A 25,180-nucleotide genomic window follows, 5' to 3' on the forward strand; every position below is an offset into this window, starting at 1 on the left:
TACAAGGCTAACGGGAGGATAAATCCATGAAAGTTAACGTTTCGGGCCTTGCGGTCATCCCCACGAAGCCGGCTTCTATGAACGTAATTGTCGAGCCGGGGAAAATCAGTATGGGCCCTCAGGTCATCGAGCTTGCAGAAGCCGCTTCGATTCGTATTCGAGAGGCCGGACAAAGACGGTTTAACAACCAAATCTATCGGATTGTAGGCGAAGGCACGGTTTCCCCGAGCGGCTGGAATGGCGAGGATGTTCGCGGTACAGCCGGAATGCCTTATCAGCGCATGGTCCCCGGATCGTTGCAAGTATATTCTAAAGATCGTGAGAAGCGCTACGTGCCGGAGTTCGACTATACGCAAGATAGCTACTGGGGCACCATCAAACGCCATCCTCAAGGGGAAATCGGCGTTGGTCAAGAGCTTTCCATCGATTACTCGGTATGGTTATGCAGATATGATGCCCTCGTTCTGCTAGAGGATGGAACGATACAAGTCGTAGAAGGCGACAGTGAAGCGCCGGAGTCGCGCGAACTGTTGTTGCCTGAGCCACCGACAGTGAAAACGGGAGTTGTTCTGGCCCATGTTTTCACGGGCTGGGGACAATCCAGTATTTATGGTGGAGGAAGCACGGTCACTGCGAATCGCTCGTTGTCTGCCCGGTCGACGAATTCGTTGCCGGTTCTCGCAGGACGGTATGAGGATATGGTGGAGCGCACCTACGTGGTCGAAGTTACGGCCGCAGAAGGTGATTCCCGGGGCCAATACCAAGTCAGAATCGGGGCAACGGGAGAAGATTATGGTACGAACGACTCTTTAACGATGGAAACTTTGCGATGGACGGATAAGAAGCTGCTGCCGCACGATCGGGAATTGCCGTTGGTGCTGCAATCCGCCTACCGATATCCGGTAAGCTGGGGGCTGAAGCTGGATTTTTCGCAGATTGGCTTGGATGCAAATGGATCGGATGAGCATGTTGACCTGTCCGGACAGTACATCGTTCACGCCTATCCGGAAATGATTTTCGACAGAAGACAAGCGCTGAACGGAATCGATCCGCTAGACTTTATCCCCTTGGAGCAACGAGATCATCTGGATGGTTTCAGGGATAAGCTTGCTTCCGGCAATCCGGTACGCATTGCTTTCTTCGGCGCAAGCAATGCGCGTCACGGATTATGGCCTGCCCAAGTCGTAAGAAAGCTAAGGCAAGCTTATCCGCACACCGCAATTTCAACTTCGGTCATTGCCTATGGCGGAGAGGAAATGCGTCATGGCAGGCATCGTTTTCATCCTGAAGTATTGCCAGTTCAACCAGACTTGATCGTGATGGAGTATTTCATTAACGATGTCTGCTACGGCAATCCGGAGGAGACCGAACAAGCGGCCCGTTTCATTTTGCGGAGCATACGGGAGGCCGGCATCCCGTGTATCGTCCTTACGAATAACGGAGCGAATCCGCTTTTCTCCAGAAATGGCTCCTCAAGCAGCTTTCAACAGTATCATGAGCTGTATCGCGGATTGGCAGCCGAATATCAAGTGGCTTTTGTCGGAGGTTACGGCTACTTCAAAAATCTGCACATGTTCGGAAAGTATTTCATCACAGAGCTTAAGGGCAACATGGTGAATCATCCTTACGGGATAGTCGATCAGAATTGGGGTCTATTCGATTCCGTGTTCAGCAATGCGATATTGAACATACTCGGTACGCCAGGAGGCAACGATGGGAGATAAAACGATTGAAGACTCCATTCGGACGGTAAAGGAATTTAGAATGCTGCTGCTTGGCGATCGCTATCGCCCCGGGTTTCACTTTGCCATGCCCGAAGGCTTCGGATTGCCGGGCGATCCGAACGGCGCTTTTTATGCGAATGGCAGATATCATCTGATGTACCTCTATAAGAACTGTACGAGAGATTCTTTCAATTGGGGGCATGTTTCGAGCCATAATCTCGTCCATTGGCGGCATCACCCGGACGCGTTATTCCCGACCCCCGGGGATAACGGCGCTTTTAGCGGCGGCGCCTTCGTAGATGACGACGGTACCGCCTACCTCTCTTATTCGAGCTTGGCAACGAGTTTGGAGACGATGGAGGGCGGAGGAGTCGGGATTGCCAGAAGCTCGGATAGGCATTATGACCATTGGGAAAAATTCGATACGCTGGCGATCCAAAGTACGGAAAACGGCATTACGGAAGTCGTCGGCGCCAATGGCGAAATCGTGTATGCGGGGAGCTGCGACCCAAGCAATATTTGGAAAAAAGACGGCGTGTATTATATGCAAACCGGGAATTTATGCGTGCTCGGCAAGTTCGGAAGAAAGGAAGATTCTCCGCTTGAGGCGAGGGGAGATTGGACGGATTTATTCCAATCGACGGATTTGAAGAAGTGGGAATACGCGGGTCGCTTTTATGAAAGGGATCGTTCGAACAAATGGACGCTGGAATCCGAAGACGACATGTGCGCGAGCTTCTTCCCGCTTCCTCTGACGAAACAAGGCGGAGAGCCGAGCGGCAAGTACCTGCAGCTTTTCATATCGCACAATAAGGGCGGCCAATATTATATCGGCGAATATCGCGAAAATAAATTGCTATTGGAAACGCATGGACGCATCACGTGGGTAGACAAAGCGTTCTGCGCTCCGGAAGCCTTGATGGACGATAAAGGCCGGCAGATCATGTGGGCATGGATCGTCGATAATCTGGAAGACGAATCGAGCTTCGGGTGGTCCGGCGTGTACAGCTTGCCTAGAACGGTATGGTTAGGAGAGGACAATACGTTACGGATGGCGCCGGTAGATGAGCTTGCCATGCTGAGGTATAACGCCAAGAGCTTTCCGGCAATCGAGCTCTCCGCTGGCGAACAGCTGGAGCTGGATGGCATTAACGGCGAATCCTCCGAGATTAAGCTGGCGATCACGCCCGGGACCGCTCAGAAGTCAGGTCTGAAGGTGCGAACTTCACCGGACGAAGAGGAAGTCACTCTGCTCTATTACGATGCCGAAACCAAGGAGCTTGTATTTGATTCGACTCGCAGCGGCGTCAACGGCTGGAAGGTTAGGGAAGCCGCGCCTTTTGAATTGAAGGAAGGCGAACAACTCGAATTAACGATTTTTATCGATAAATCCGTTATTGAGATTTTTGCCAATGAGCGTCAAGCGATAACAAGACGGGTTTATCCGGAAAGAGTGGATAGCACGGGCGTTTACCTGTACAGCGAGGGTGGCTCAGCTACCTTTGATACGATTCAGGCGTGGGAGATGATGCCCTCGAATCCCTATTAAGCTGGAGGTTCAAGATGAGTATCTCGTTCGATTTATCTACAATGTTTCACGCTTCGAACGCCGTATCCCGCTCCATCTCTGCCGAGAATCCTACTGGAGAGAAAGGCAAGGGTGCGATGGAGGCGCCGAGTCCGGATGGACCCGCTTCGGCTATGGGCATCGGCTGGAAGGCTCGGCCTTATATTACGGTCAAAGGCGGAGAGACAGTCGTACTGGCCGATATGGAAGGGCCGGGCATCATTACGCACATATGGATGACGCTCGGCGGCGAGAAGTTTTATCGCGATCTCGTGCTGCGCTTTTACTGGGACGGCGAAGATGAGCCATCGGTCGAGGTACCGTACGGGGATTTCTTCTGCAATGGCTGGGGCGTTCCGGTTAACGTGCTGTCTGAGCCGATCAACGTGAATCCGCTCGGCGGCTTCAACAGCTACTGGCCGATGCCCTTCCGACGTTCGGCGCGCATCACGGTCGAGAATACGCGTCTCGTCGATCTCGATATGCTGTTCTACCAGATCGATTATTCGCTTGCGGATGTTCCTAAGGACTGCACTTATTTCCATGCGCAGTGGCGCAGGCAAAATCCGATTCCACGCGGAGAGGAATATACAATCGTGGACGGCATTTCCGGTAAAGGTCGGTTCGCTGGCGTCTATCTGGCCTGGGGACAGAACAATAACCGTTGGTGGGGAGAAGGCGAGGTCAAATTCTACATCGATGGGGACACGCAGTTTCCAACGTATTGCGGTACGGGACTTGAGGATTATTTTGGCGGAGCTTGGGGATTCTTCACGAATGATCAGAAAGCTTACGAGACGTACAGCGCACCTTACCTTGGCTACCATCAGTTAATTAAACCCGACGGCTTCATGTCGGCCAACATGCGGCACGGCTTATACCGCTGGCATATTCGCGATCCGATATTCTTCGGGGAGGACTTTAAGGCAACGGTTCAGCCGCTGGGCTGGCAAGTGAACGCGGAGGACAAACAGAAATATTTGCATCTGCAGGATGATGTGGCATCCACGGCATTCTGGTACCAGTCGGAGCCTCATGCGGCTTTTCCGCCGCTGCCTGATCGGGATGTGCGGAGTGTAACAGTAGGGTGAAAATGGCTTCCTTAAATCGAAACTGGCAGGAGTGATAGGGATGAAGCTTCAATATAGTATGGCACATGAACCATTGTTGGACATCTCGACGAGGGATGTCTTGATTGCGAACATAAAAAAAGCCGGTATCGAGAAAATTTGGATTGCCGGATTCTTCTCCGGCAAGATGGTCGATATCGAAGAGCTGAAGCAGGCAAAGGCGTTCGCGGAGCTGCATGGACTTGAGGTCGGTGCGGTAACGATTCCGATTGGACACCCTGGGAACGCGCTGAATCCGGACGATCCCGATTTGGATCTGGAAATCCCCAAGCATTGGCACTATCGGGTCGATAAAAACGGCGAAACCGTCTATTATTGCGGGGCGATCGATGCTTGCCTCATTGAGGACAACGGCAAGGCGGCAAAGCTATTGCGTAATGCTGGCTTCAAGGAAGTTTTCCTTGACGATGATCTGCGAGCCGGTAACTTTAACGAATATATCGAAGGCTGCTACTGCGATACTTGCGTGGCGGAATTTAATACGACCTACGGTCGTCAGGAAACAAGGGAAACGTTACTGGCACAAATCACATATAAGCTGGATACGGAATTAATGAAGGATTGGGTTGCGTTCCAATGCGTTAAAGTGACGGATGTGGTGAAGGCAACGGACATCGAAGGCGTCCAGCCCGGCATTATGGTGATGCACTTCGGAGACGAACGGCACGGAATCGATATGCCTTCTATTCGCGAACAAATTCCGAACACGTTGTTCCGGGTGGGAGAGTATCAATTTAATGATAAACGGTTCACAAACCCCCATTCGAAAGCAGAAGAGCTGCTCGGTATTCTATATCACTTGAGCTTTATCGATAAGGAATTCGCGTACAGCGAATCGACGATTTTTCCGCCGCGCTCGTTAAAGGAGCACAATCTGGTCTATAAAGCGAAGCTGGCCATTACGGCCGGTCTTGAGAATGTGTTGTTCATGAGCGGTACATGGGTGCTGGACGATAGTTATTGGCATGCGATAGCTGACGCGCTACCGGTATTGCGTGAGTTGGACCGCGCGACCGCGAACGTACCAAGAGAATTTCCCGTTCATCTCGCGTATGGCACGCATGGTGCTTATGCCGAAGCCTTCGTTCCGACGAGTCTTCCTCTGCTTGCGGGATTGCCGGCTAAGGCCGTTCGCGCGGATCAAAGCGGTGAGGGCGGAGAATTGCTGCTATTTTTCGGAGACTATCAATTAGGGGTAGAGTGGCAGGAGCAACTACCTCGCTATAAGCAAGTCGTGTTCGACCAAGCGGCAGTTAAGAAAAATGAGGATATCCTCCAACAGCTGCAGCAATCAGCAGACAATTTGACTTTCTGGGATCATCAAGCGACAGCAATGCCTACCGAGGAACAAATTTCTTCGCTGCAGCAGCTTGTGGCCCAGGGTTCATGGGATTTCCCGCGGTTCGTTGAGGGGGATCATATCGGCTTGGTATGGCTCAAGGAAAGCGACAAGTGTATTTTGTTTAATTTATTGGAAACGGAAAATCAGGGGGTTATCCAATGGGCAGGCCGTCAGTATCCTGTTCAACTGCAACCGTTGTCCTTCGCGACTATTGACGGTACGGGCGTCTTGACGACGTACAATACGGAAGTCGTGCTGTAGCCCTAACATGCTGATTGATTCCATTGGAGGCGAAATCCATGAACAGATTTACCCCGGCGAATCTCAAGACGGAATACTTAACCAACCCGCTTGGCATCGATTCGCCGCTCCCAAGATTGAGTTGGATGATCGACACGAAGACGAGAGGTTTTCTCCAATCCGCTTATCAGATCCTCGTCGCCTCCAATCGGCAGCAGCTACTTGATGAATCCGAGCTCGTATGGGATTCGGGGAAAGTGAATTCGGATCAATCCGTGTTCGTCCCGTATAACGGGGCTCCGCTAGTGTCCAATGAGAGATATTATTGGAAAGTCCGCGTTTGGGATCCGAAAGGCAACCCATCCGTTTGGAGCGAAATCAGCGAATGGTCTATGGGGCTTCTGAGCTTGAGCGACTGGAAGGCGAATTGGATCGGCGAAGTTTTCAAACCCGTGGAAGGGAACCGGGAAGCCAGCTACTTCCGTAAATCGTTCGCGATCGAAAAACCGATTGAAAGAGCGACGCTTTATGCGACTGCCTTCGGCGTGATCGAGCTCAGTATGAATGGCACCCGCGTCGGGGAGGACTATTTTGCTCCGGAATGGACCGATTATCATAATAGAGTGCATTACAGAACTTATGATGTTACCTCTTTGCTACATGAGGGCTCGAATGCCGTCGGGAGTATTCTCGGAGAGGGATGGTACAGCGGCCACATCGCTTGGTATGGGAAAAACCTGTACGGCGAGGCGCTTCGTTTTATGCTGCAGCTGAACATCCGTTACGAAGATGGAACAGAGGGAACAATCGTCTCGGATGCTTCATGGAAAGAGAGCAAGGGGCCGATTCTGTTCTCGGATTTTCTCATGGGCGAGAGCTACGATGCCAGATTGGATCACGGCGGGTGGAATGAAGCGGGCTTCGATGATTCGGCATGGCGCAGCCCTCATGTGTACGGCGACTTCAAAGGATGGATCACTTCCCAGGTCAGCCCGCCGATCCAAGTCATGGAAGAGAAGGAGCCGATCTCGGAGCGAAAGCTTGAGTCCGGTTCGCTGCTGATCGACATCGGTCAAAATATGGTCGGCTGGGTTCGAATCAAGGTGATTGGTGCTCAGGGCTCTACCGTTACATTGCGATATGCGGAAGTGCTGAACGAAGAGGGTTCGATCTACAAGGATAACCTGCGAACGGCTAAACAAACGGACACCTATATCCTCAAAGGCGAGGAAGAAGAGCTTTACGAACCTAAGTTTACGTTTCACGGATTCCGATACGTGGAGATTACCACTTCCGCCAATGTACAAGTGACGCAAATCACGGGACGCGTCATCCACAATGCGATGAAGGGGACAGGGAAGGTCGTCACTTCCGATTCGGGCGTTAATCAATTGTTCAGCAACATCCTCTGGACGCAACGCGCGAACTTTATCAGCGTTCCAACGGATTGCCCGCAGCGGGACGAGCGGATGGGGTGGACCGGTGATGCGCAAGTCTTCTCCCGCACCGCATCTTATAACATGGACGTTTCCGGTTTTTTCGCGAAGTATATGACAGATATCGTGGATGCGCAACGGAAAACGGGGGCTTTTACGGATACGGCACCATTCCTCAAAGGCTTCTCGGAGTGGGCTACGTTCGTTGCTTCCGCAGGCTGGGCAGATGCAGGCGTGATCATTCCTTGGACGATGTACAGCGTCTATGAAGATCGGCGGATCATCGAGGACAATTATGAGGCGATGGCCGCCTGGATCGCATTCTTGATTAAGATGAATCCGGGCTTACTCCGTACGGATACTCAGTATTATGGGGATTGGTTATCCCTTAACGCGAATACGCCGATGGAGCTGTTCGCAACCGCCTACTTTGCCTACTGTGCCAAGCTTATGGCGGCCATGTCGGAAACGGTCGGGAAAACGGAGCAAGCCATCTCGTACGCTGCATTATTCGAACAAATTCGCTCCCGTTTTATCGAAGCTTTCGTAACGGAGGACGGACGGATCGCGGGAGAGACGCAGACCGGTTATGCGTTGGCGCTGTTCATGGAATTGCTACCTGAAGAACTAAGACCGAAAGCTGCCGCTCATCTGGTCGCGGATATCGAGCAGCGCGGCTGGCATATTACGACAGGGATTCATGGCATTAAATATTTATTGCCCGTTCTCTGCGAAGCAGGCTATGAGGAAGCTGCTTATCGCCTTCTGCTTCAAGAAACGTATCCTTCCTGGCTATACTCCATTCGCAACGGAGCGACGACGATCTGGGAACGATGGGACGGCTGGACCGAGGAGAAGGGGTTCCAGAATCCGGGCATGAACTCTTTCAACCATTATGCACTTGGCTCCGTAGGGGAATGGATGTATCGATACATGGGCGGAATCGATAAGTCATCCGAATCACAGGGCTATAAACATATTCAGATTCGTCCTTTCCTGAACGAGAGCCTCTCTTTCGTAGATTGCCAATTTGAAAGCAGCTACGGTTTGATCCGCAATCGTTGGTCGATCACGGACGGTTTCGCCGAGCTTCAGGTGACGATTCCTCCGAATACGAAGGCTGATATCTTTATCCCGTACATGGACGGAGAACAAGTGTATGAGAGTAGAGAGTCGATAATTAACGGGGTGAATGATCGGCATGGCGTGTCCATCATCGATCTAGGTATCGTCGGACATAGACGAGTGCTGCAGGTGGGGTCCGGCGAATATTGTTTCCGGACTCGGTTCAAATCCAATAGGGCTGGGAACTAGGAGGAATAACGCATGACAATGCTCGCAACTAGCCAAAAAGGGTACATCCAATCATTAAATGGAACTTGGCAGTTGCTCGTTGACCGCGAGAATAAAGGGATAGAGGAACGATGGTTTGAAGACATTCGTTCCGAAGCTCGGCCTTCTCCTGTTCCGGGAGTCATTCAACAAGTGTTTCCCGGGTACCATGGCGTCGCATGGTACTGGCTTTCTTTCCAGGACGATTGCGCTCATTCCCCTGGAGATCGTTCGATTGTTCGTTTCGGCGCGGTCGATTACTTGGCCGATGTGTGGGTCAACGGTCAGCATGCCGGTTCATTCGAAGGAGGGGAAACCCCCTTCGAGTTCGATGTTACGGATGTATTAGTTGCCGAAGGCGAGAATTTGTTAGCTGTTCGCGTACTGAATCCGACCAATGAGCCGATTGACGGCATCGTTCTAGGTCAAGTTCCGCATCGGAACAAAAACGAGGTCCCCTCTGCAGGCGGGGATTTCAATCATGGCGGAATTAAAGAGCACGTGGATTTGAGATCGGTGCCTGCCGTTTATTTGACTGACGTGTTCGTTCAACCTGAAATCAATACGGGTATTGTACGTATCACGGCTACGGTGCGCAATAGCCTAGGCGCAGTAACCGAAGGCGCTTTGCAATATTCCGTTACGCGAACGAATGGATCCGGAGACGTGATCCTGGCCGAGCGCGATTTCGTGAATGTGGCGAGCGGCGAGTCCGTACATGAATGGACCTTGACGATCCCGAATCCGCGATTATGGCGACTGGAAGATCCTTATCTTTATCAAGCGACGATCGAGATCCATACGGCCGGACAACGGCCGCACAGACAATCGGTGCGTTTCGGGTTCAAGGATTTTCGGATTGTCGACGGTTTCTTTTACTTGAACGGTAAACGAATCTTCTTGAAAAGCACGCACACGGCCAATATGACGCCCGTTACGATGAATGTGCCGTTAGCTTCCGATCATGTCCGCAAAGATATGCTGTATTTGAAAGCAGCCGGGTTTAATGCGGTTCGGTTTATTGCCGGCGTCGCTTCGCCTGAACAACTCGATCTTTGCGATGAAATCGGTTTGTTGGTGTTCCAAGAAACGATGGCCAACTGGTGCTTGAATTTCACGAGCGATCCTAAATATCCGAATCTTCCTTATTCCGAGGAAGTCGGGAGGCGTTATGACCACAGCAACATCGAAATGATCAAACGCGACCGTAATCACCCGTGCATCGCAGCGTGGAGTTTATTAAATGAAACGTACGACGGTCCCGTCTTCGAGAGGGCCGTAGCCTTTCTTCCGATTCTGCGTCAATACGACACATCCCGGTTAGTGCTTCTCAACAGCGGCCGCTTTGATTTTCGGTTTAGCATCGGCTCGGCCAGCAATCCCGGCGCCGAAGCATGGGAGTATTGCTGGGGGATCGAAGCTCCCGACGCGCCGACGCTGAAGTTCGATCGTCCGTCCGCCGATGGCTGCGGCGAATTTCATTTTTATCCGCCAGTACCGCAATCCGCTGAAACGAATAGCTATCTTCGCAATATGGGGAAAGAAACGAAGCCGATTTATTTATCCGAATACGGAATCGCCAGTCTATTTAATGTCATTAATGAGTGGAGGCACTTTGAGCAAGCGGGAGCCCGTAGCGACTTGGAGGATGCTTCTTGGGTGCAGGAACAAAGCGAGGGCTTGTATGCGGATTGGAAACGGCTCGGACTGGAAGACTCATATCCGTTTCCGGAAGACATGCTGCGCGACAGCCAACGGCTGAACGCACGCCAACGTACGTTCGGATTCGATTTGATTCGCTCTAATCCTCGCATATGCGGTTACAATTTAACGGGTATGCTCGATCACGGCATGTGCGGCGAAGGCATGTGGACCTTGTGGCGCGAATGGAAGCCGACGATGTTCGACGCGGTAAGCGACGGGTTTGCCCCTCTCCGATGGTGCTTGTTCGTGGACTCCATGCATGGTTATTGCGGCCGAGAGATTACGGTAGAAGCCGTTCTGGCAACGGAGGATGTGTTGGCGCCGGGGGAATACCCCGCTCGGTTCAAAGTGTTCGGGCCGACGGGCACGGTTTGGGAGAAAGCCGTTTCTTTTACGATTCCGGAGAGCATGCCATTTGCGGTACCTGTGATCAAAGAGACATTCCGAATCCAAGGTCCGCAAGGAAGTTATACGTTTGCGGCTAATCTGGAACGAGGCGGTGCTCCTTCCGGAGGCGCGGTGAAATTCCAGCTCACTGATTCGAATGCTTATCCTTCATGTATGGGACAAGTGACGCTTTGGGGGATTGAACAACCTGTAGAGGAATGGCTCGTCAATCGCGGGTTGAGTTGCGTACCGCTCCAAGAGGGAGAGTCGAAGAACGAAATCATCGTTGTTGGAAGTCCAACCGACTCTTCGAATGAAGTGATGTGGAAGCTGTTGAAGAAACGCATGGGAAACGGAGCGACCGTCCTTTTTGTAGACCCGCAGCTTTTTATTAACAACGAATCGGCCATCCATTGGTTGCCTCTGACGAATAAAGGCGAGTGCAAAAGCATCAGGGAATCGATCTACCATAAGGAAAACGTGGCGAATCGGCATGCCGTATTCGAAGGTCTTCAAGGGCCGGGAATTCTCGACTTTGACTATTATGGTCACGTGATTTCGCACGAAGTGTTCCTAGGGCAAGATACGCCACACGAAACCATTTGTGCCGGTTTCAACACGGGGCATTATCGGATCCCACGCGGTTATGGGTCAAGTCTGTTGATCGCTCATTATAAGACGGATGAAGGCCGGTTTTTCTTAAATGCAATGAATATTGTTGGGCAAATAGATCGTAATCCGGCAGCCGACCGATTACTTCTCAATTTGATCCAGTATGCGCAAGCAATCATTACCGAATCTATCTAAAGGATAGCTAGGGGGGGAGAGTTCATCATGATCGGGGAAGCGATAAGACAATATGAGGGAGAAATCGTTGAGCATCTTCGACGATTAATCGGTATTCGATCCGTGAGATCCGATCCAGCTCCAGGACAACCGTTCGGAAGCGGCGTAGACGAAGCTCTCCGCTACATGCTGGATTTGGGAAGCGCAATGGGGTTCGCGGTGCGGAACGTAGACGGATATACCGGACATGTCGAGTATGGGGATGGCGAAGAGCTGGCGGCTATCGTTGTTCACCTGGATACGGTCCCGGAGGGAGAAGGCTGGAGCTCGCCGCCGTTCGTCGCCGATGTCAGAGACGGCATCATTTACGGCAGGGGCGCTTGCGACAACAAAGGGCCTGCAATCGTCGCGCTGTACGCGCTTAAGGCGCTGAAGGATCTCGGCATCCGACCGAGTCGCAAGCTGCGGGTTATTTTTGGTACGAACGAAGAAACCGGGATGACCGATCTCGATTATTACTTCGAGAGGGAGCAAGTTCCCGATTATGCGTTTACTCCGGATGCGGGTTATCCGATTGTGCATGCGGAGAAAGGGAGCTACGACTTGCGATTGACGAGCGCAAGAGGCGTACGCTTGAGCGGCGAGCCTGCAGGGGTGTTCGATGTCGTATCGTTCGAAGGCGGTTCTGCGCCGAATGTCGTGCCGGAGCAATGTCTGGTTCGACTTCGACTGGGCGATTCTGCCGAGCGGCAAGCTGCCGACATCGTTCAAAGGGCGGAAGCGTATCCTTACATCTCGGTTGAAGCGCCGGAGGGGCAGATGCTCGAATTGAAAGCTTCAGGTTTAAGCGCCCATGGAGCCACACCTGACTTAGGTGTAAATGCGATTTCTCGAATGCTTGCTTTTCTGGCCGATCTGCTCGGAAAATTTCCGGAGAGGGACAGCCTCCTCGGATTTCTGTACGAGGCGATCGGATTCGAGACGACGGGGGAGTCGCTCGGTGTCGCGTGCCGACATCCCGTTCACGGGGAATTAACGGTGAATCTGGCGCAAATCGCGGTGAATGACAAGACAATGGAAGCTGTAATCAACATCCGTTATCCGGTCGTCGCTCAAGGAGAGGACGTTCTGGCCGGCATCGGCCAGACGGCTTCGCCCTATCAGGTCGGCGTCGAAGTGGCAAAGCACCTCCCCTCTGTTCTTGTCGATCCCGACGCGCCATTGATCGCCATGCTTGGCCGAGCTTACGAGACGGTGACGGGGCAACCGGCCCATCTGCTTTCGATAAGCGGCGGCACATACGCCAAGAAGCTGCGCAATCGCGGCGTTGCTTTCGGACCGAGTGTCGGGGGCCGGGCGCACCAGGCGGATGAATTCGTTCCGATCTCCGATCTGATCGATCACGGAGTTATTTGTTTGCAGGCGATCTATGAGTTGTCATTAGGAGATGAGCTTTCATGATGTTTACCCGTCAGCATGAACCCAATTGGTCACAAGTTTCCGGGCGGTATCCCAGAACCCGCTCCAAAAGAGTTTATATTCATCCGCCTTTGGCCGATTCGTTGGTCGAAGTTAGACCGGATCTAACACTGATAATCAAGGATGCTCTGGCACGGAAAGGACAACTACGAAGAGGCCACGGCTTTCTTCTCGGCGCGCAGGCGGGCGGGAATCCGCAATTTTTCGATTTTCGCAAGGTGGAGCAAGGGTACTTGTCCCCAAAGGAGCCGATCTTATTCTCGTCGCTGGCGCAATCCGGCTTTGACCATCGAATGACGAGCTTGACCGTGAAGGAGCCGGATGGCGGCACGCGCGTCCATCTCTATCTATCGATTACCAATTTGCATCCGAATCTCACGAGATCGGGGGATTGGTACTTCGCGAGCGTCGAAGACAAACATGAAAACTTTTACGTAGATATCAATGAAGATTATGTCCCTTATGACCAGGTCGTTGCGCCATGGTTAAAAGGGATGGAGCTTGAGCATCGGGCAAACGATTCTTTAAACGGGTTTCTCCTCGATCAGCAGGGCGTTACCATCCTACGGTACGGCGCATCGTCCGGCACGAGAGCGGAGTATGCGGCACGAGCCGGTGAATTCGCCAATATTCTTAAGTTTAATATGGAGCTTGCTCCGGGCGAGACCAAGGAAATCCATATCGAAATTTTCGATACGTTTACCGGAAGAATGAATGAATTTGCTTCCGTTCGGAATGAAAACTTCTTAGATGAAGAAACGGCAATGGATTGTTGCAGGCAAATATGGAACCAGGCGTTAACGGGGAAAGCAAGCATTCAAGTGCCGGAACCGATCATTCAGGCGATTTTCGATACGGCCCAAACCAACTCCTTGCAGCTGATCGCAGAAAGAGCGGATGGATCGGCATTACCCGGACAAGGCGGTTTTAACGAATATACAGTCGTGTATTCCTGGGAAGTAGCTGTTTATTTGAAAATGCTGAACCGTCTTGGTTACGGGGATACGGTCAAAAAAACATTGCAATATTTTATGAGCACGCAGGCCGGCAGCAAAGGCCCTGATGGGGACATCGTATCCCCGCAGGGATCGTTTCGCGCGCATATTTTCTGGATGTGCGAGACGGGGTCCGTGCTAGGGCTGCTTGCGGATTATTATTTGACGACGAAGGATAAATTGTGGTTCGGCGAGCATCTGCCGGCGATTGTTCAAGCGTGCGAATGGATCGAAAGAGAAAGGGGTGCGACCAAAATCGTCCAAGAAGACGGTACGAAAGTGGCGCACTACGGCTTGTTGCCGAAAGGACGCGTTCACGATTGGCCGGATAGAGGTCACTTCTTCTTCTCGGACGCTTATACGTGGCAAGGCTTGCACCTGATGGCTCTCGCATTGAAGGATTGGGGGCATCCGGACGCGGCGAAATACGCGGAAGCAGCTTTGGATTACCGGGAATGTTTGGAAGCGGCGGTTCGGCAGGCGACTTATCCGCATCCGTCCGACGAGCATATTCGCTGGATATCCAACGAAGTGTATACGACGCCAGGAGTAAAGAGAGGCGTATATGCAATAGATGGGCCTGTCAGCCTGCTGAACACGGGGCTTCTAAGAGCCGATGATCCGATCATCCCGGAAATCGAGTATGGTATGCGCAATCATTTCTCCATGAGCGACTTGTTCGCGGTAAAATTGCCTGAAATGGAAGATGCACAGCTTGGGAAACTTCAGGAGCAATATGCGGGCTCGGCGGTCGATTTATATTACGTCAACCATTCGGAACGGATCTGGCATCGCGTGTGGAGCTTGCGCGGAGAACGGGAGAAGGCGTTGCGCTATTTCTATTCGACGATGGCGTTCTCCACTACACTGGACACCCATCATGTTCAGGAACGCTTCTGTCCGCAACTGCCGTGGCTCTCGCCTTGGCAGCCTAATGGAAGTGGAAATGGCCGCGTCATGGAGATGATTCTGAATTCGCTTTATCTCTTGGAGGATCGCGCGCTGAAGCTGCTGCCTTGCGCGCCGGCTGAATGGCTGGAGATCGGAAAGCGGATCGAAGTGAACCGGGTAGAGACCTATCTCGGAGAGCTTTCTTTTACGGTGACGAGAAGTTCGCTCCAAACGGTGAACATTGAGATTCAACCTCCGGTAGGGATCCAAGAAATTGAGGTAACGCTCATCTTAAAAGGCGGCTACCAAATCCGAAAGGTTCAAATGTTGACCGGAGATGGTCAAGAGCTGGAGTGGAATGGAACCTTTAACGGCGATAAGCTGCACCTACCGAACCCTCAACAGGAACTGAAATTGATCGCGTGGTTGACAGAAGAAAAGGGGATGGCTTAGTTGGAACAACAACCCGTTCGTGAGCAAGAAGAACTAAAGTGGCTATCGCCCGATGAACCTCCTTTTCAGATCGCCGGATTCGCCTGGTGGGGGAAGGAGCGTAAGTATCGCCGGCTACCGTCCGTCGCGCCCGGCGCGATTCGCGAAGCGCTGGACGAGATAGCGAATCATACGACAGGCGGACAAATCCGTTTTCAAACAAACGCCTCGAAGCTCGCTATTCGCGTCAAGTTATTTGCGCCTAACCGGGATGAGCATATTACGGGGACGGCCGTCGGCGGGTTCGACTGTTATTTGGGAGCGCCAGGGGAGCAGCAGTACTTCGGGACGACGAGATTCCCGCACGATGCCGATCATTACGAGTATGTGTTCTTCAAAAATCAGGAAGCGGCGATGCGTTGCGTCACGTTGAATTTCCCTTTGTGCCAAGGTGTTCATGAGGTGCAAATCGGGGTGAACGCAGATGCCGACATATGCGAGTTTCCGGCGTATGCATCGGATCGCAAGGTTGTGCTATACGGGACGTCGATTACGCAGGGAGGCTGCGCATCGCGGCCGGGGATGTCGTACACCAACATTCTGAGTCGCAGATTCGACCGGGAATTTATCAATTTGGGCTTCTCCGGCAACGGCATAGGCGACCCGGAAATCGCGACGTTTATGAACGAGATCGACAATCCGGGCTGCTTCGTCATTGATTATGACGCCAACAACCCGAATATCGACAACCTGATCCGCACGATGCCCGAATTTATTCGTATTTTGCGAAGCAAGCATGCCGAAGTGCCAATTCTCGTTCTCTCGCGGATTCCTTACGGATATGAACATCTTCTGACTTCATCTCGACAAGACAGAATCGCGAGACGGGATTACCAGAGAGGATTCGTCGAGGAACTTCGGAACCGGGGCGATCGTTTCATCGAATTTTACGACGGGGCCGTGTTGACGGGGGATCTCTGGAACGAATGCACGGTAGACGGCGTCCATCCGACCGATCTTGGGTTTATGCGGATCGCAGACCGGCTAACGCCGATACTGAAATCGATCTTGAAGTAAAAACAGAAGCTGCGATCCCGAAAGTTCGGTTCGCAGCTTCTGGTCATCAAGGCGTGTCTGAACACTCGCTCAGGGGCATCCATCACCGCCTTTTCGCCCCCTGCTGCGTTACTTTTGCTCGACGTACCCCCGGTACGCCTTCTCAAAAGTTCCTTGCATGGAACGAAAATTCGGCAATATCTGCTCCCATCGGAGTATTCAGGCACGCCCTAGCATATTTTTTCTTTCTGCCATCGGATGGAATGGTCGAATTCCGTTAATTGAAATTGTTGGTTCTCCCAATAATACTTCAGATCCTCATTGGCCCAGCCCTCATACAGTTCATCCCATTCATACGGGCCATGGGGTTTCAATGAAGAAGGCTCAATGACATGGCTTACCGGTTGATAGCGATAATCGCATGAAAGTCGAATCTGACCCGGGATTTGGTTGGGCGTCGATTTGTGAACGGTGTGGCAATGAAAGACGAGCACGTCTCCGGCCTCATAATCAGTCGTCTGCCAGTCATAATCGAGTCCGCATAGGATCGATTCCAATCCTCCGGCTCCCGCGTTGCTCGTTACGCCGAGCAGCCCAGCCTGATGGCTTCCTTTCAGCACGGCTAAGCCGCCCAATTTTCTCGAAACATCGCCAAGCGGCATCCAGCAGGTCCAGGTATTGGACGAGCCTTGTATATGAAGGAAATCCTGATGCGAGGGCGTGATTCTCGCGTCGTGATGAGGGAGCATGATCCGGCCGATATTCCGCGGATGCGGAAACGGCGTTTCGTCGAACAGGGCGGAGAACATCGCCAAGATTTCCGGAGAATGAGCCAGAGCATGAAACGATTCCAACTGCTGAATCCGTCGATACATTTCCAAGGTGACGCCTACGCCGTTCCATTGCAGCTCTTCCGTGGAGTACCGATTGACGGCTTCGATGTCGGCCATTCCGTCCATGAGCGGGTATTGCGGATTCATCACACCGAAACTGTCCAGAATGCTCAAGATCCCGCGGCGAACTTCAAGCACGCGAGCTCGAGGGAGAAGATTTTTGAAGAAAAGAACGCCATCTTCGTTTGCTCTGGCGCGCAATTGATCAGGTTGGCTTAGAAGCGGGCTGGAATCTGTGAAGCTGCCATTGACGGGTTTCCGATCATTGTCCATTGCCGCATTCATTGCATGTGTTTCCTCCTCTCGTATTTGTTATGATCATAGCATCAGAAGCGCCAAAATCATTTAGATGTTAGCGCAAAAGTTTGTCATTTACCGGAATGAAGTGGAGGGAGGGAAGCGCGATTGGAGGCGTTCATCACGGCAATCGCAAACGCGCAGCCGGTCGTACATTTCGCGAATCGATGGGTGGGTCGTCCAGGCGAATCTTTCGGACCGCGAACGATCGGGGACTACCAATGGATTTACGTGAGGAGCGGCAAAGGCAACGCACGAATTGGCGGCCAGAACTTCCGCGTTTATCCCGGCTGTTTGTTCACCTACGGTCCCGGGCAGCCGCATTGGTTCTGCTCGAGCGAGGACGATCCGCTCGTTCTGTACGGATTGCACTTCGGTTACGCGGAACATTCAGGTCTTGACGATGTTCTGAGTATGATTCGTAACGTAGATTGGGATAGCTTCGAAAAAAAAGAACCCGTTGTCCCCATCCAGTTTCCCGCGAGGATGGAGACGGGCTCTTGGCCGCTGCCTTTCTTCGAACGGTTGGTCGAGGAGTATCGGGGCAATCGGACGATGGGTGCTCTGATGTTAAGAGGACTGATCACCGAATTAGTGGCCAAAGTCGCACGGTGGGTCATCGATAAACCTGTCTCGGCCATACCGCTGGACAAAAGAATAATTCGCGTAAAAGAAACTCTGGAGCGCAACACAATTGAGAGCTATCAGGCCGAGTGGTTGACGGACGGGTTGGCTTTTAGCCACGATTATGTTTCCCGTTTATTTAAGCAAGTTTTCGGTCTTTCTCCGCGCGACTTTCATAACCAGGCGAGATTGGCCCAAGCCCAACAACTGCTCGAAGAGGAAGGGCTTAGCTCCACCGCGATCGCCGAGCGGATGAAGTTCGGGAGCGTGCATCATTTCTGTAAATGGTTCAAAAAGCATTCGGGCATGCAGCCTGGCGCTTACCGCAAAAAAAGCCGTTTTCTATAACTCGCTTGTTGAGGAAACGCGGCGCTGTTAAGTTTTCATGTTCTTTTCAAGTCGAGCGATCGTGATCTCTTTCGCATTTGAGATATGGCGCGTCAGCTCGGTTAGTGCATCGGGATTCCTCTGTATGACCAGATCTGCCAACCGGCGATGGCTTTCGTAAAAATGCTGGTAGGTAGGGCTGGTCATGTTTGTAATTTCCAATATTGCTTGGAACACGTTCGCCATTGTATTCCAAGCAACGAGAAGAGGGCTGTTCTCCGACATCATCACCAGGCTGCGGTGGAATTGAATATCAAGAAGGGATGTCTCCGCGCTCGAAGGCGTGTTTCCAGGAATGGACTTACGTTGTTCCAATTGTTCCATCGATTCGAAAAGGGGACGGAAATGAAAGGATCGGTTCGCCAAAATTTGTTCGAGCGCTTTGTGTTCGAGCAGAAGGCGCAATTCGAATAAATCATGGGCTTGTTTCGACGTGAAGCCGATCACCTCGGTGCCGCCGTTGGATAGATTTAGCACCAGCCCTTCTTGCGAAAGCAATTGGAATGCCGTTCGGATCGGCGCTCGACTGCAGCCGAGCTGGTCGGCGACTTTCGATTCGATTAATCGGGAACCGGGTTTGTATTCGCCGAGAATAATGTCGGTTCTTAGCCGCTTAACGATTTCTTTCGCCTGAAGCGAACGCGCAAGCGGATCATCTAATTTGTTCATCTGACTGCCCCTCTCCCGATCTGAATCGATCTTCTTAAAAATGATTGTACTTTGTTTTGATACTTGAATTCAACATTCCGTTCCGGTAGACGTAAAATAAATATTGTATACAAAACATTTAAATTGTATATTTATTTTGCGAGAAGGATTTTAGATGAGCTTTGCGGGAAAGGAGAGAGGGAAATGAGAAAGCTCGCGATATTGGGCGCGGGTATTTTCGGCGACCAGAGGGAGCGGGAACTGTTCGAGCCGGCCGGTTATGAAGCCGCCTATTATGAATGCGCAGACCCTCTGGATATTGCGGCTTCGCTAACGGATGTCGAAGGACTGATCGTGAATCTGGAGCAGGTATCGGATGAACTATTGAATCGGCTGCCGGGCCTGAAAGTCATCGGACGATACGGCGTCGGCGTTGACAATATTGATCTCGAAGCGGCGTCCAGACGGCGAATACCGGTCATTAACGTTCCGGATTATTGCATCGATGAAGTAGCGGAGCACGCGGTAAGCTTCATTTTTGCGGCGAACCGTAAATTGCCGATCGCGTCGTCTTTGCCGAGAACAGGCATCTGGGGTAAAGTGCAACAATTGAAGCCGATTCGCGCGATCAAAGAGATTACGCTTGGCGTCGTCGGAACAGGGCGGATCGGTATGAAAGTGATCGAGATGATGGCTCCTTTTGGCTGCAGGATTCTCATTTACGATCCATACCTGGTCAATGCGGAACTGCCTCCCAATGCGGAAATGATCGAATTCGATCGACTGCTTGAATTGTCCGACATCATCACGATCCATTGCCCGTTGACGGAACAAACCCGTCACATGTTCCGCTCCGAGACGTTTGCCCGAATGCGAAGGAAGCCGGCCATCGTTAATGTTTCACGGGGACCGATCATCGACGAAAGCGATTTAATCGCCGCTCTGGACGAAGGCACCGTGTCCTTAGCCGCGCTGGACGTCATGGAACGGGAGCCTCCGGAACAGGAGCACCCTTTGCTCCACCATCCTAAAGCGATCGTGACCGGACATGCGGCATGGTATTCCGAGCAATCCGAGAACCGATTAAGGGATCTGCTTTCGATTCGCATCATGGATTATCTGGAAGGCAGACCTGTCCCTTCGATCGTCAACAAAAACAAAATTTAAGGAGTGTTCATCTCATGCGTAAAGGTAACGTAGTCCGCGCTTCCGAAGTCAAAACATTGTTCGTCGACGAAACGTACTCGTCGAAAATGCTCATAGACCGAACGAATTCTGCAACCCAGAACGTCCAGATCAACATGGGAATCGTGGCGCCCGGAGCCAAACATGCCGATCATAATCACCCGGCCGAATATGACGAATTGTATCTCATTATGAAAGGCGAAGGGGTGGTGCGACTGGATGGCCAAGAATACGATCTGTCGCCGGGCGACGTCGTATTCATTCCGGGCGGATCCTACCACGCCATCGCCAATAGGAGCGACACGGAAGAGTTGGTTATTTTCACGGTGTGGCCTAAGCATCCGGAGGAAGGCGCAAACTTTGTATACGATCAGCGCATCCAAGAGTGGGGCAAGTCTTACGTGACGATTCATGATTAATTTATTGCAAAAATTGCGCGATACCGAGGTAGAACCCGGCAGGGTCGCGGTGTGCAGTCTCGGGCAGGCGGGGTTTATCTACAAACGGTCTAACGGCGATTATGTCCTCATCGATCCCTATGTTACCGATTCGTGCGCCACGAAGTTGGGGAGGCATTTCCAAAGAATCATGCCCTCCCTCATCGACCCGGAAGAGCTGAACGACCTGCCGATATCAGCTTACCTGATCACCCATCACCATGAAGACCATCTGGACGAGGAATGCGTCCGCCGGATCGTCTCCACGGAATTTCCTTTCTATACGCCGCCTGAAACGATCAGGCAGCTTGTTGCCCTCGGCATTGCCGCGGATCGGTGCTTTGCGCTGGCGGACGGACGATCCTATCTGCATGCGGGCATGGAAATTCACGGAACATTCGCTGATCATGGCGAGCTTGCTCCGGATGCAGTGGGTATCGTGTTCCAATCGGATGGCAAAACGATATATCACATGGGGGATACTTGTTTAAATGAGGGGGAGATGAAGCGCATCTCCGAGAAATTCGCCATCGATCTGATGATCGCCCCCATCAACGGGAAATACGGAAATATGGACGAACGAGAAGCGGCGCAAGCCGTCTCCCTCGTGAATCCGGGAACGGCGATCCCTTGCCACTACTGGATGCTGCCAGGAAATTCGGGCGGAAATCCGCTTGCTTTCCTGGAAGAAGCGGAGAGTATGGCACCGAAGACCCGCACGCTAATGCTGACCCAAGGCGAGATTATTTTGATTTAGAGAGGTGTTCGCATATGAAGCTGCAAGGGAAGATCGCGCTCGTCACGGGAGCGGGAAGAGGAATCGGGCGCGGAATTGCGCTGGAATTGGCCAAAGAAGGCGCCGACGTTGTGATCCATTATCGCAGCAGCGAACAACAGGCTATCGAAACTTCGGAAACGATCCGTTCAATGGGCGGAAAAGCGTTGCTTATTCGGGCGGATCTCTCCGACTTCAAGCAGATCGGTGGGATGATGGAGGCTATCCGCGAGCAATGGGGCGGAGTCGATATTTTGGTGAACAACTCGGCCATCGATCCGACGTACGACTTCTTTGAAGTGACCGAAGAGCGATGGGATCAGGTGTTGGATACGAACCTGAAGGGCGCCTTTTTTTGCGCCCAAGCGTGCGCGAGAGACATGATTAAGAAGGGCGAAGGCAAAATCATTTTCATCAGCTCCGTTCACGGGAATACGACGATGCCGAAGTATTCGGCTTATGCGGCATCCAAGGGCGGGATTAATGCCATGACCCGGCAGCTTGCGCTTGATCTTGCCAAATTCAATATTCAGGTGAATGCGATTGCTCCAGGAGCCACGGACGTGGAGAAGTTTCACGAGGATCCGGCTCATGATCCGGCAGCCATCGGCGCACAGATTCCGCTCGGTCGGATCGGATACCCGGATGATGTGGCCAAAGTCGTCGCGTTCTTCGCATCTTCGGACGCGAATTTTGTTACCGGGCAAGTGTTAACCGTCGACGGAGGCTCCAGTACGCGGTTTTTCCTAAAATCATAAAGGGTTTCGCGAGCCAATCGCAGCGAAAGGATGAGTAGAGTGGAGTTTGAAAATAAAGTCGTGCTTGTCACCGGGTCCGGCAACGGAATCGGGAGGGCAACCGCGATCGCGTTCGCTAAGGAAGGCGCTACCGTCGTGATCTCGGATATTGATGGCGGCGCTGCGGACAAAGTCGCGCGTGAGATTGAGTCCATGGGAGGCAAAGCAAAGAGCATTCGGACGGATGTATCATCCGCCTCAGATGTGGAACTTTTATTTGCGGAAATCCATCAGACATATGGCCGGCTTGATGTGCTTATTAATAATGTCGGTACGACAATCCGTAAACCGATAGTAAGTTTTACCGAAGATGAATGGGACTTTATCTATGATACGAATGTCAAATCGATGTTTCTGTGCGCGAGAGCAGCCGGCAAATTGATGTTGAAGCAAGGGCTCGGTTCGGTGGTTAATATTTCCTCCATTCTTGGCGCGGGAGGGGTCAGCCGGCGTCTTCCGTATGCTTCTTCCAAAGCGGCCGTGGACAGCTTCACCCAAACGCTCGCCTGCGAATGGGCGCTCGACGGGATCCGGGTGAATGCCGTAGCTCCCGGATATATTCGAACCGAAGGATTAAATCAGGCGTTCATCGCGGGCCTCCTGAAAGAAGACGATATGGTGCGAAGAACGCCTCAGGCGCGTCTGGGAACTCCGGAGAATATCGCAGACGCCGTTCTATTTCTATGCTCGGCCAAAGCGGAGTATATTACGGGAACGGTCCTTTACGTCGATGGCGGATATAACGCATATCAGGGGCCGGAGCAGGTGCCCTCCTTTCATCATGACCCGGCGATCTTGGGCGGAGTCTGATGTGAGGCGGGAAGGCTGGTGGTGAAAGCTGCCCTTGGGCGGGTTTTCAGACATGCTCTAAGCCCGCGAGCCTACCTGCCTGGACTGGTCGCCAAAAGATGCGATTATGCAGGCTTTGAGGAGCCCCTCGACCGACAAAACGATATTCCTGCGAAAATACAGGAATCAATCGACAATATGATGATTTGAGCGAGAAATCGGTCAAAAAACTGCATTTTCGCAGGAAAACTGGCTTTTCCGCGGAGAATACGCGGCAATTCCTGTAGAATTGCAGGAATTCCTATGAGCTTTGAGGATCAACGTGGAAATTTAGAGTTAGAGGTTACAGGCGGCACTACTGCGGCGATTACCAAAGTAACGATTACGAACACCGATCAAATGGAACATACTTATCAGCTTAAATGTGGATCAGACTTTCCGATTGATTATTACAATCCCCATTGGGTTAGCCGATCCGAGCCGAATGATCTTTTATTGGCGGGGTGGAAAGAACGGGCGGATCGTATTCTGTTTTTTGGAGTAGGCGATTATTCCGTAACTACTAAACCGGCAAATTTTCAACTAAGCTGGCAGCTCAAGGCGGGTGAATCGGCAGAAGTGTATTTAATCCGGCCCTATAAAGCCTATCGTAAAGAATTGGAATCGCTTCGACAAATGAATTGGGCGGAGGAAGCCGAACAAGCTAAACAGGTTTGGCGGCGTTTGTTGGCCAAAGCCGTACAAATTCAAGTGCCTGACGTTTCCTTGCGAGCTTGTTATTATGCTTCTCTGGCAGATGTTTTTATGATGCGTGAGCCAGTTGCGGATGGTTATCTGGCGCCGACTCCCGGCACTGAAGTCTATCGTGCTCCTAATTCGACAGAGCCCTTGTTAGGTTGTATCGCTTTAGATCAGCTTGGCCTGCATGAAGAAGCTAAGCTGGGATTCATAATGGCGATAGATCAGCAGCAGGATAACGGAGACTGGATGGACGCTAGGGGCTGGAACCATCTGATGTGGTGCGTTAGCGGGTTTAAAGCATGGACGGTTATGGAGCATTATCGTTTGACAAAGGATATCGATTTTCTTCGAGAAAACTATCCGCGAATGGTGGCAAGCAGCCGTTGGCAGGAGCAAATGCGCGCAACTACCCGAGTGCTTGAGGGCGGGCTACGAACAACTGAATATGGCCTGATGCCGCGCGGTTTTGGCGATTGCGGTTTGATGGATGATGACGACTTTTACGGTGTGTTTTATCCGCATAATTTTTATAGCTTGTATGCTGATCGTTTAACGGCTGAGGCGGCTGAAATCCTGCAATTGACGGACGAAGCAGCAGAATTTCGTGGATATTATGAACGCGGAGTAGCGGATCTTAAACAATCGTTGGCAGCCGGTGCCATTCAAGATGAAGGTTATCGTTGGATTCCAGGTGTTGCCGGGAAAACCGTAGGAAGTAGATGGGGAGCATTAAATGCCCTGACGCCTTGCGGAGTTCTAAGTGCGGATGATGAATTGCTTGACGGAACGATTCGTTATATAGAAGCGAGAATGAGTCTTGGAGGTATGCTGCTTCATACCGGTTGGATGCTTGAGGGCATGTGGGTGGCAGCTACGCTTGATAACGTAGCGCAAGCTCATTTGACGCGCGGTAACGGCGATGCGGCCATTTCTTATTTATACAACTCATTGAATCACGCAACTCCTCTCATTACCTGGTGCGAGGAACGCGGCCAAGAAGCAGGTACTGCCGATTGTTCGGGAGACCGCCAGCATTTATGGACCCCTGTGGCTGTTCTTCGGTTAATGCGGGACTGCTTGATCATGTAAGATGGAAAAGGCTTGCA

General features: G+C 51.9%; 18 protein-coding genes. 16 read left to right on the top strand and 2 right to left on the bottom strand.

The features are described from left to right. The first annotated feature begins 26 nt into the window (after positions 1 to 26). Genes ACFPOF_RS26050 through ACFPOF_RS26090 form a run of 9 tightly spaced genes read left to right on the top strand, consistent with a single transcriptional unit; the run spans position 27 to position 16,522 of the window. On the top strand, positions 27 to 1,724 hold the full coding sequence (locus tag ACFPOF_RS26050; RefSeq protein ID WP_378138209.1) for an SGNH/GDSL hydrolase family protein: 1,698 nt from the start codon (positions 27 to 29) through the stop codon (positions 1,722 to 1,724). After that, positions 1,714 to 3,273 (top strand): glycoside hydrolase family 32 protein, encoded by a 1,560-nt coding sequence (locus tag ACFPOF_RS26055; RefSeq protein ID WP_378138211.1) that lies wholly within the window; start codon positions 1,714 to 1,716, stop codon positions 3,271 to 3,273. Before ACFPOF_RS26050 ends, ACFPOF_RS26055 begins: the two co-directional genes overlap by 11 nt. A gap of 14 nt (positions 3,274 to 3,287) precedes the next feature. Next, positions 3,288 to 4,382 carry a glycoside hydrolase family 172 protein gene (locus ACFPOF_RS26060; protein WP_378138213.1) on the top strand — a complete coding sequence of 365 codons (1,095 nt, stop codon included), beginning with the start codon at positions 3,288 to 3,290 and terminating at the stop codon, positions 4,380 to 4,382. 40 nt (positions 4,383 to 4,422) lie between these two features. Further along, a complete protein-coding gene (locus ACFPOF_RS26065) occupies positions 4,423 to 6,024 on the top strand; it encodes a hypothetical protein (protein WP_378138215.1) in 1,602 nt (533 codons plus the stop codon). 38 nt (positions 6,025 to 6,062) lie between these two features. Beyond that, the gene (locus ACFPOF_RS26070) at positions 6,063 to 8,753 is read left to right on the top strand and encodes an alpha-L-rhamnosidase (RefSeq protein ID WP_378138217.1); all 2,691 of its coding nucleotides are present in this window, start codon (positions 6,063 to 6,065) and stop codon (positions 8,751 to 8,753) included. A gap of 12 nt (positions 8,754 to 8,765) precedes the next feature. Beyond that, positions 8,766 to 11,669 (top strand): glycoside hydrolase family 2 protein, encoded by a 2,904-nt coding sequence (locus ACFPOF_RS26075; protein WP_378138219.1) that lies wholly within the window; start codon positions 8,766 to 8,768, stop codon positions 11,667 to 11,669. A 27-nt stretch (positions 11,670 to 11,696) separates the two neighbouring features. Beyond that, on the top strand, positions 11,697 to 13,109 hold the full coding sequence (locus ACFPOF_RS26080; protein WP_378138221.1) for a Sapep family Mn(2+)-dependent dipeptidase: 1,413 nt from the start codon (positions 11,697 to 11,699) through the stop codon (positions 13,107 to 13,109). Then, entirely contained in the window at positions 13,106 to 15,466 is a 2,361-nt protein-coding gene (locus tag ACFPOF_RS26085) for a hypothetical protein (protein ID WP_378138223.1), read from the top strand. Before ACFPOF_RS26080 ends, ACFPOF_RS26085 begins: the two co-directional genes overlap by 4 nt. After that, entirely contained in the window at positions 15,467 to 16,522 is a 1,056-nt protein-coding gene (locus ACFPOF_RS26090) for an SGNH/GDSL hydrolase family protein (protein ID WP_378138225.1), read from the top strand. 209 nt (positions 16,523 to 16,731) lie between these two features. Here the strand turns inward: ACFPOF_RS26090 and ACFPOF_RS26095 are convergent, their stop codons facing one another. Then, on the bottom strand, positions 16,732 to 17,679 hold the full coding sequence (locus ACFPOF_RS26095; protein ID WP_378138227.1) for a phytanoyl-CoA dioxygenase family protein: 948 nt from the start codon (positions 17,677 to 17,679) through the stop codon (positions 16,732 to 16,734). Positions 17,680 to 17,799: 120 nt separating this feature from the next. Between ACFPOF_RS26095 and ACFPOF_RS26100 the strand changes: the two genes are divergently transcribed. After that, on the top strand, positions 17,800 to 18,663 hold the full coding sequence (locus ACFPOF_RS26100; RefSeq protein WP_378138229.1) for a helix-turn-helix domain-containing protein: 864 nt from the start codon (positions 17,800 to 17,802) through the stop codon (positions 18,661 to 18,663). 27 nt (positions 18,664 to 18,690) lie between these two features. Here the strand turns inward: ACFPOF_RS26100 and ACFPOF_RS26105 are convergent, their stop codons facing one another. Continuing rightward, entirely contained in the window at positions 18,691 to 19,371 is a 681-nt protein-coding gene (locus tag ACFPOF_RS26105; protein WP_378138231.1) for a GntR family transcriptional regulator, read from the bottom strand. A gap of 183 nt (positions 19,372 to 19,554) precedes the next feature. Between ACFPOF_RS26105 and ACFPOF_RS26110 the strand changes: the two genes are divergently transcribed. The 6 genes from ACFPOF_RS26110 to ACFPOF_RS26135 all read left to right on the top strand — a co-directional run bounded on the left by ACFPOF_RS26110 (position 19,555) and on the right by ACFPOF_RS26135 (position 25,163). Further along, positions 19,555 to 20,517, top strand: coding sequence for a C-terminal binding protein (locus ACFPOF_RS26110; protein ID WP_378138233.1), 963 nt, complete (start codon positions 19,555 to 19,557; stop codon positions 20,515 to 20,517). Between the two features lie 14 nt (positions 20,518 to 20,531). After that, on the top strand, positions 20,532 to 20,954 hold the full coding sequence (locus tag ACFPOF_RS26115) for a cupin domain-containing protein (RefSeq protein ID WP_378138235.1): 423 nt from the start codon (positions 20,532 to 20,534) through the stop codon (positions 20,952 to 20,954). Continuing rightward, positions 20,947 to 21,729, top strand: a complete 783-nt coding sequence (locus tag ACFPOF_RS26120; protein ID WP_378138237.1) for an MBL fold metallo-hydrolase — start codon at positions 20,947 to 20,949, stop codon at positions 21,727 to 21,729. The genes ACFPOF_RS26115 and ACFPOF_RS26120 overlap by 8 nt, the downstream gene beginning before the upstream one ends. 14 nt (positions 21,730 to 21,743) lie before the next feature. Continuing rightward, positions 21,744 to 22,505: an SDR family NAD(P)-dependent oxidoreductase gene (locus ACFPOF_RS26125; protein ID WP_378138239.1), complete on the top strand. Its 762-nt coding sequence runs from the start codon at positions 21,744 to 21,746 to the stop codon at positions 22,503 to 22,505. 39 nt (positions 22,506 to 22,544) lie between these two features. Beyond that, entirely contained in the window at positions 22,545 to 23,354 is an 810-nt protein-coding gene (locus tag ACFPOF_RS26130; RefSeq protein WP_378138242.1) for an SDR family NAD(P)-dependent oxidoreductase, read from the top strand. Between the two features lie 282 nt (positions 23,355 to 23,636). Continuing rightward, entirely contained in the window at positions 23,637 to 25,163 is a 1,527-nt protein-coding gene (locus ACFPOF_RS26135) for a hypothetical protein (protein WP_378138244.1), read from the top strand. The last annotated feature ends 17 nt before the right edge of the window (positions 25,164 to 25,180 follow it).

It is taken from the genome of Cohnella soli (genome assembly GCF_042655525.1).
GTDB classification, from domain to species: Bacteria; Bacillota; Bacilli; order Paenibacillales; family Paenibacillaceae; genus Cohnella; species Cohnella soli.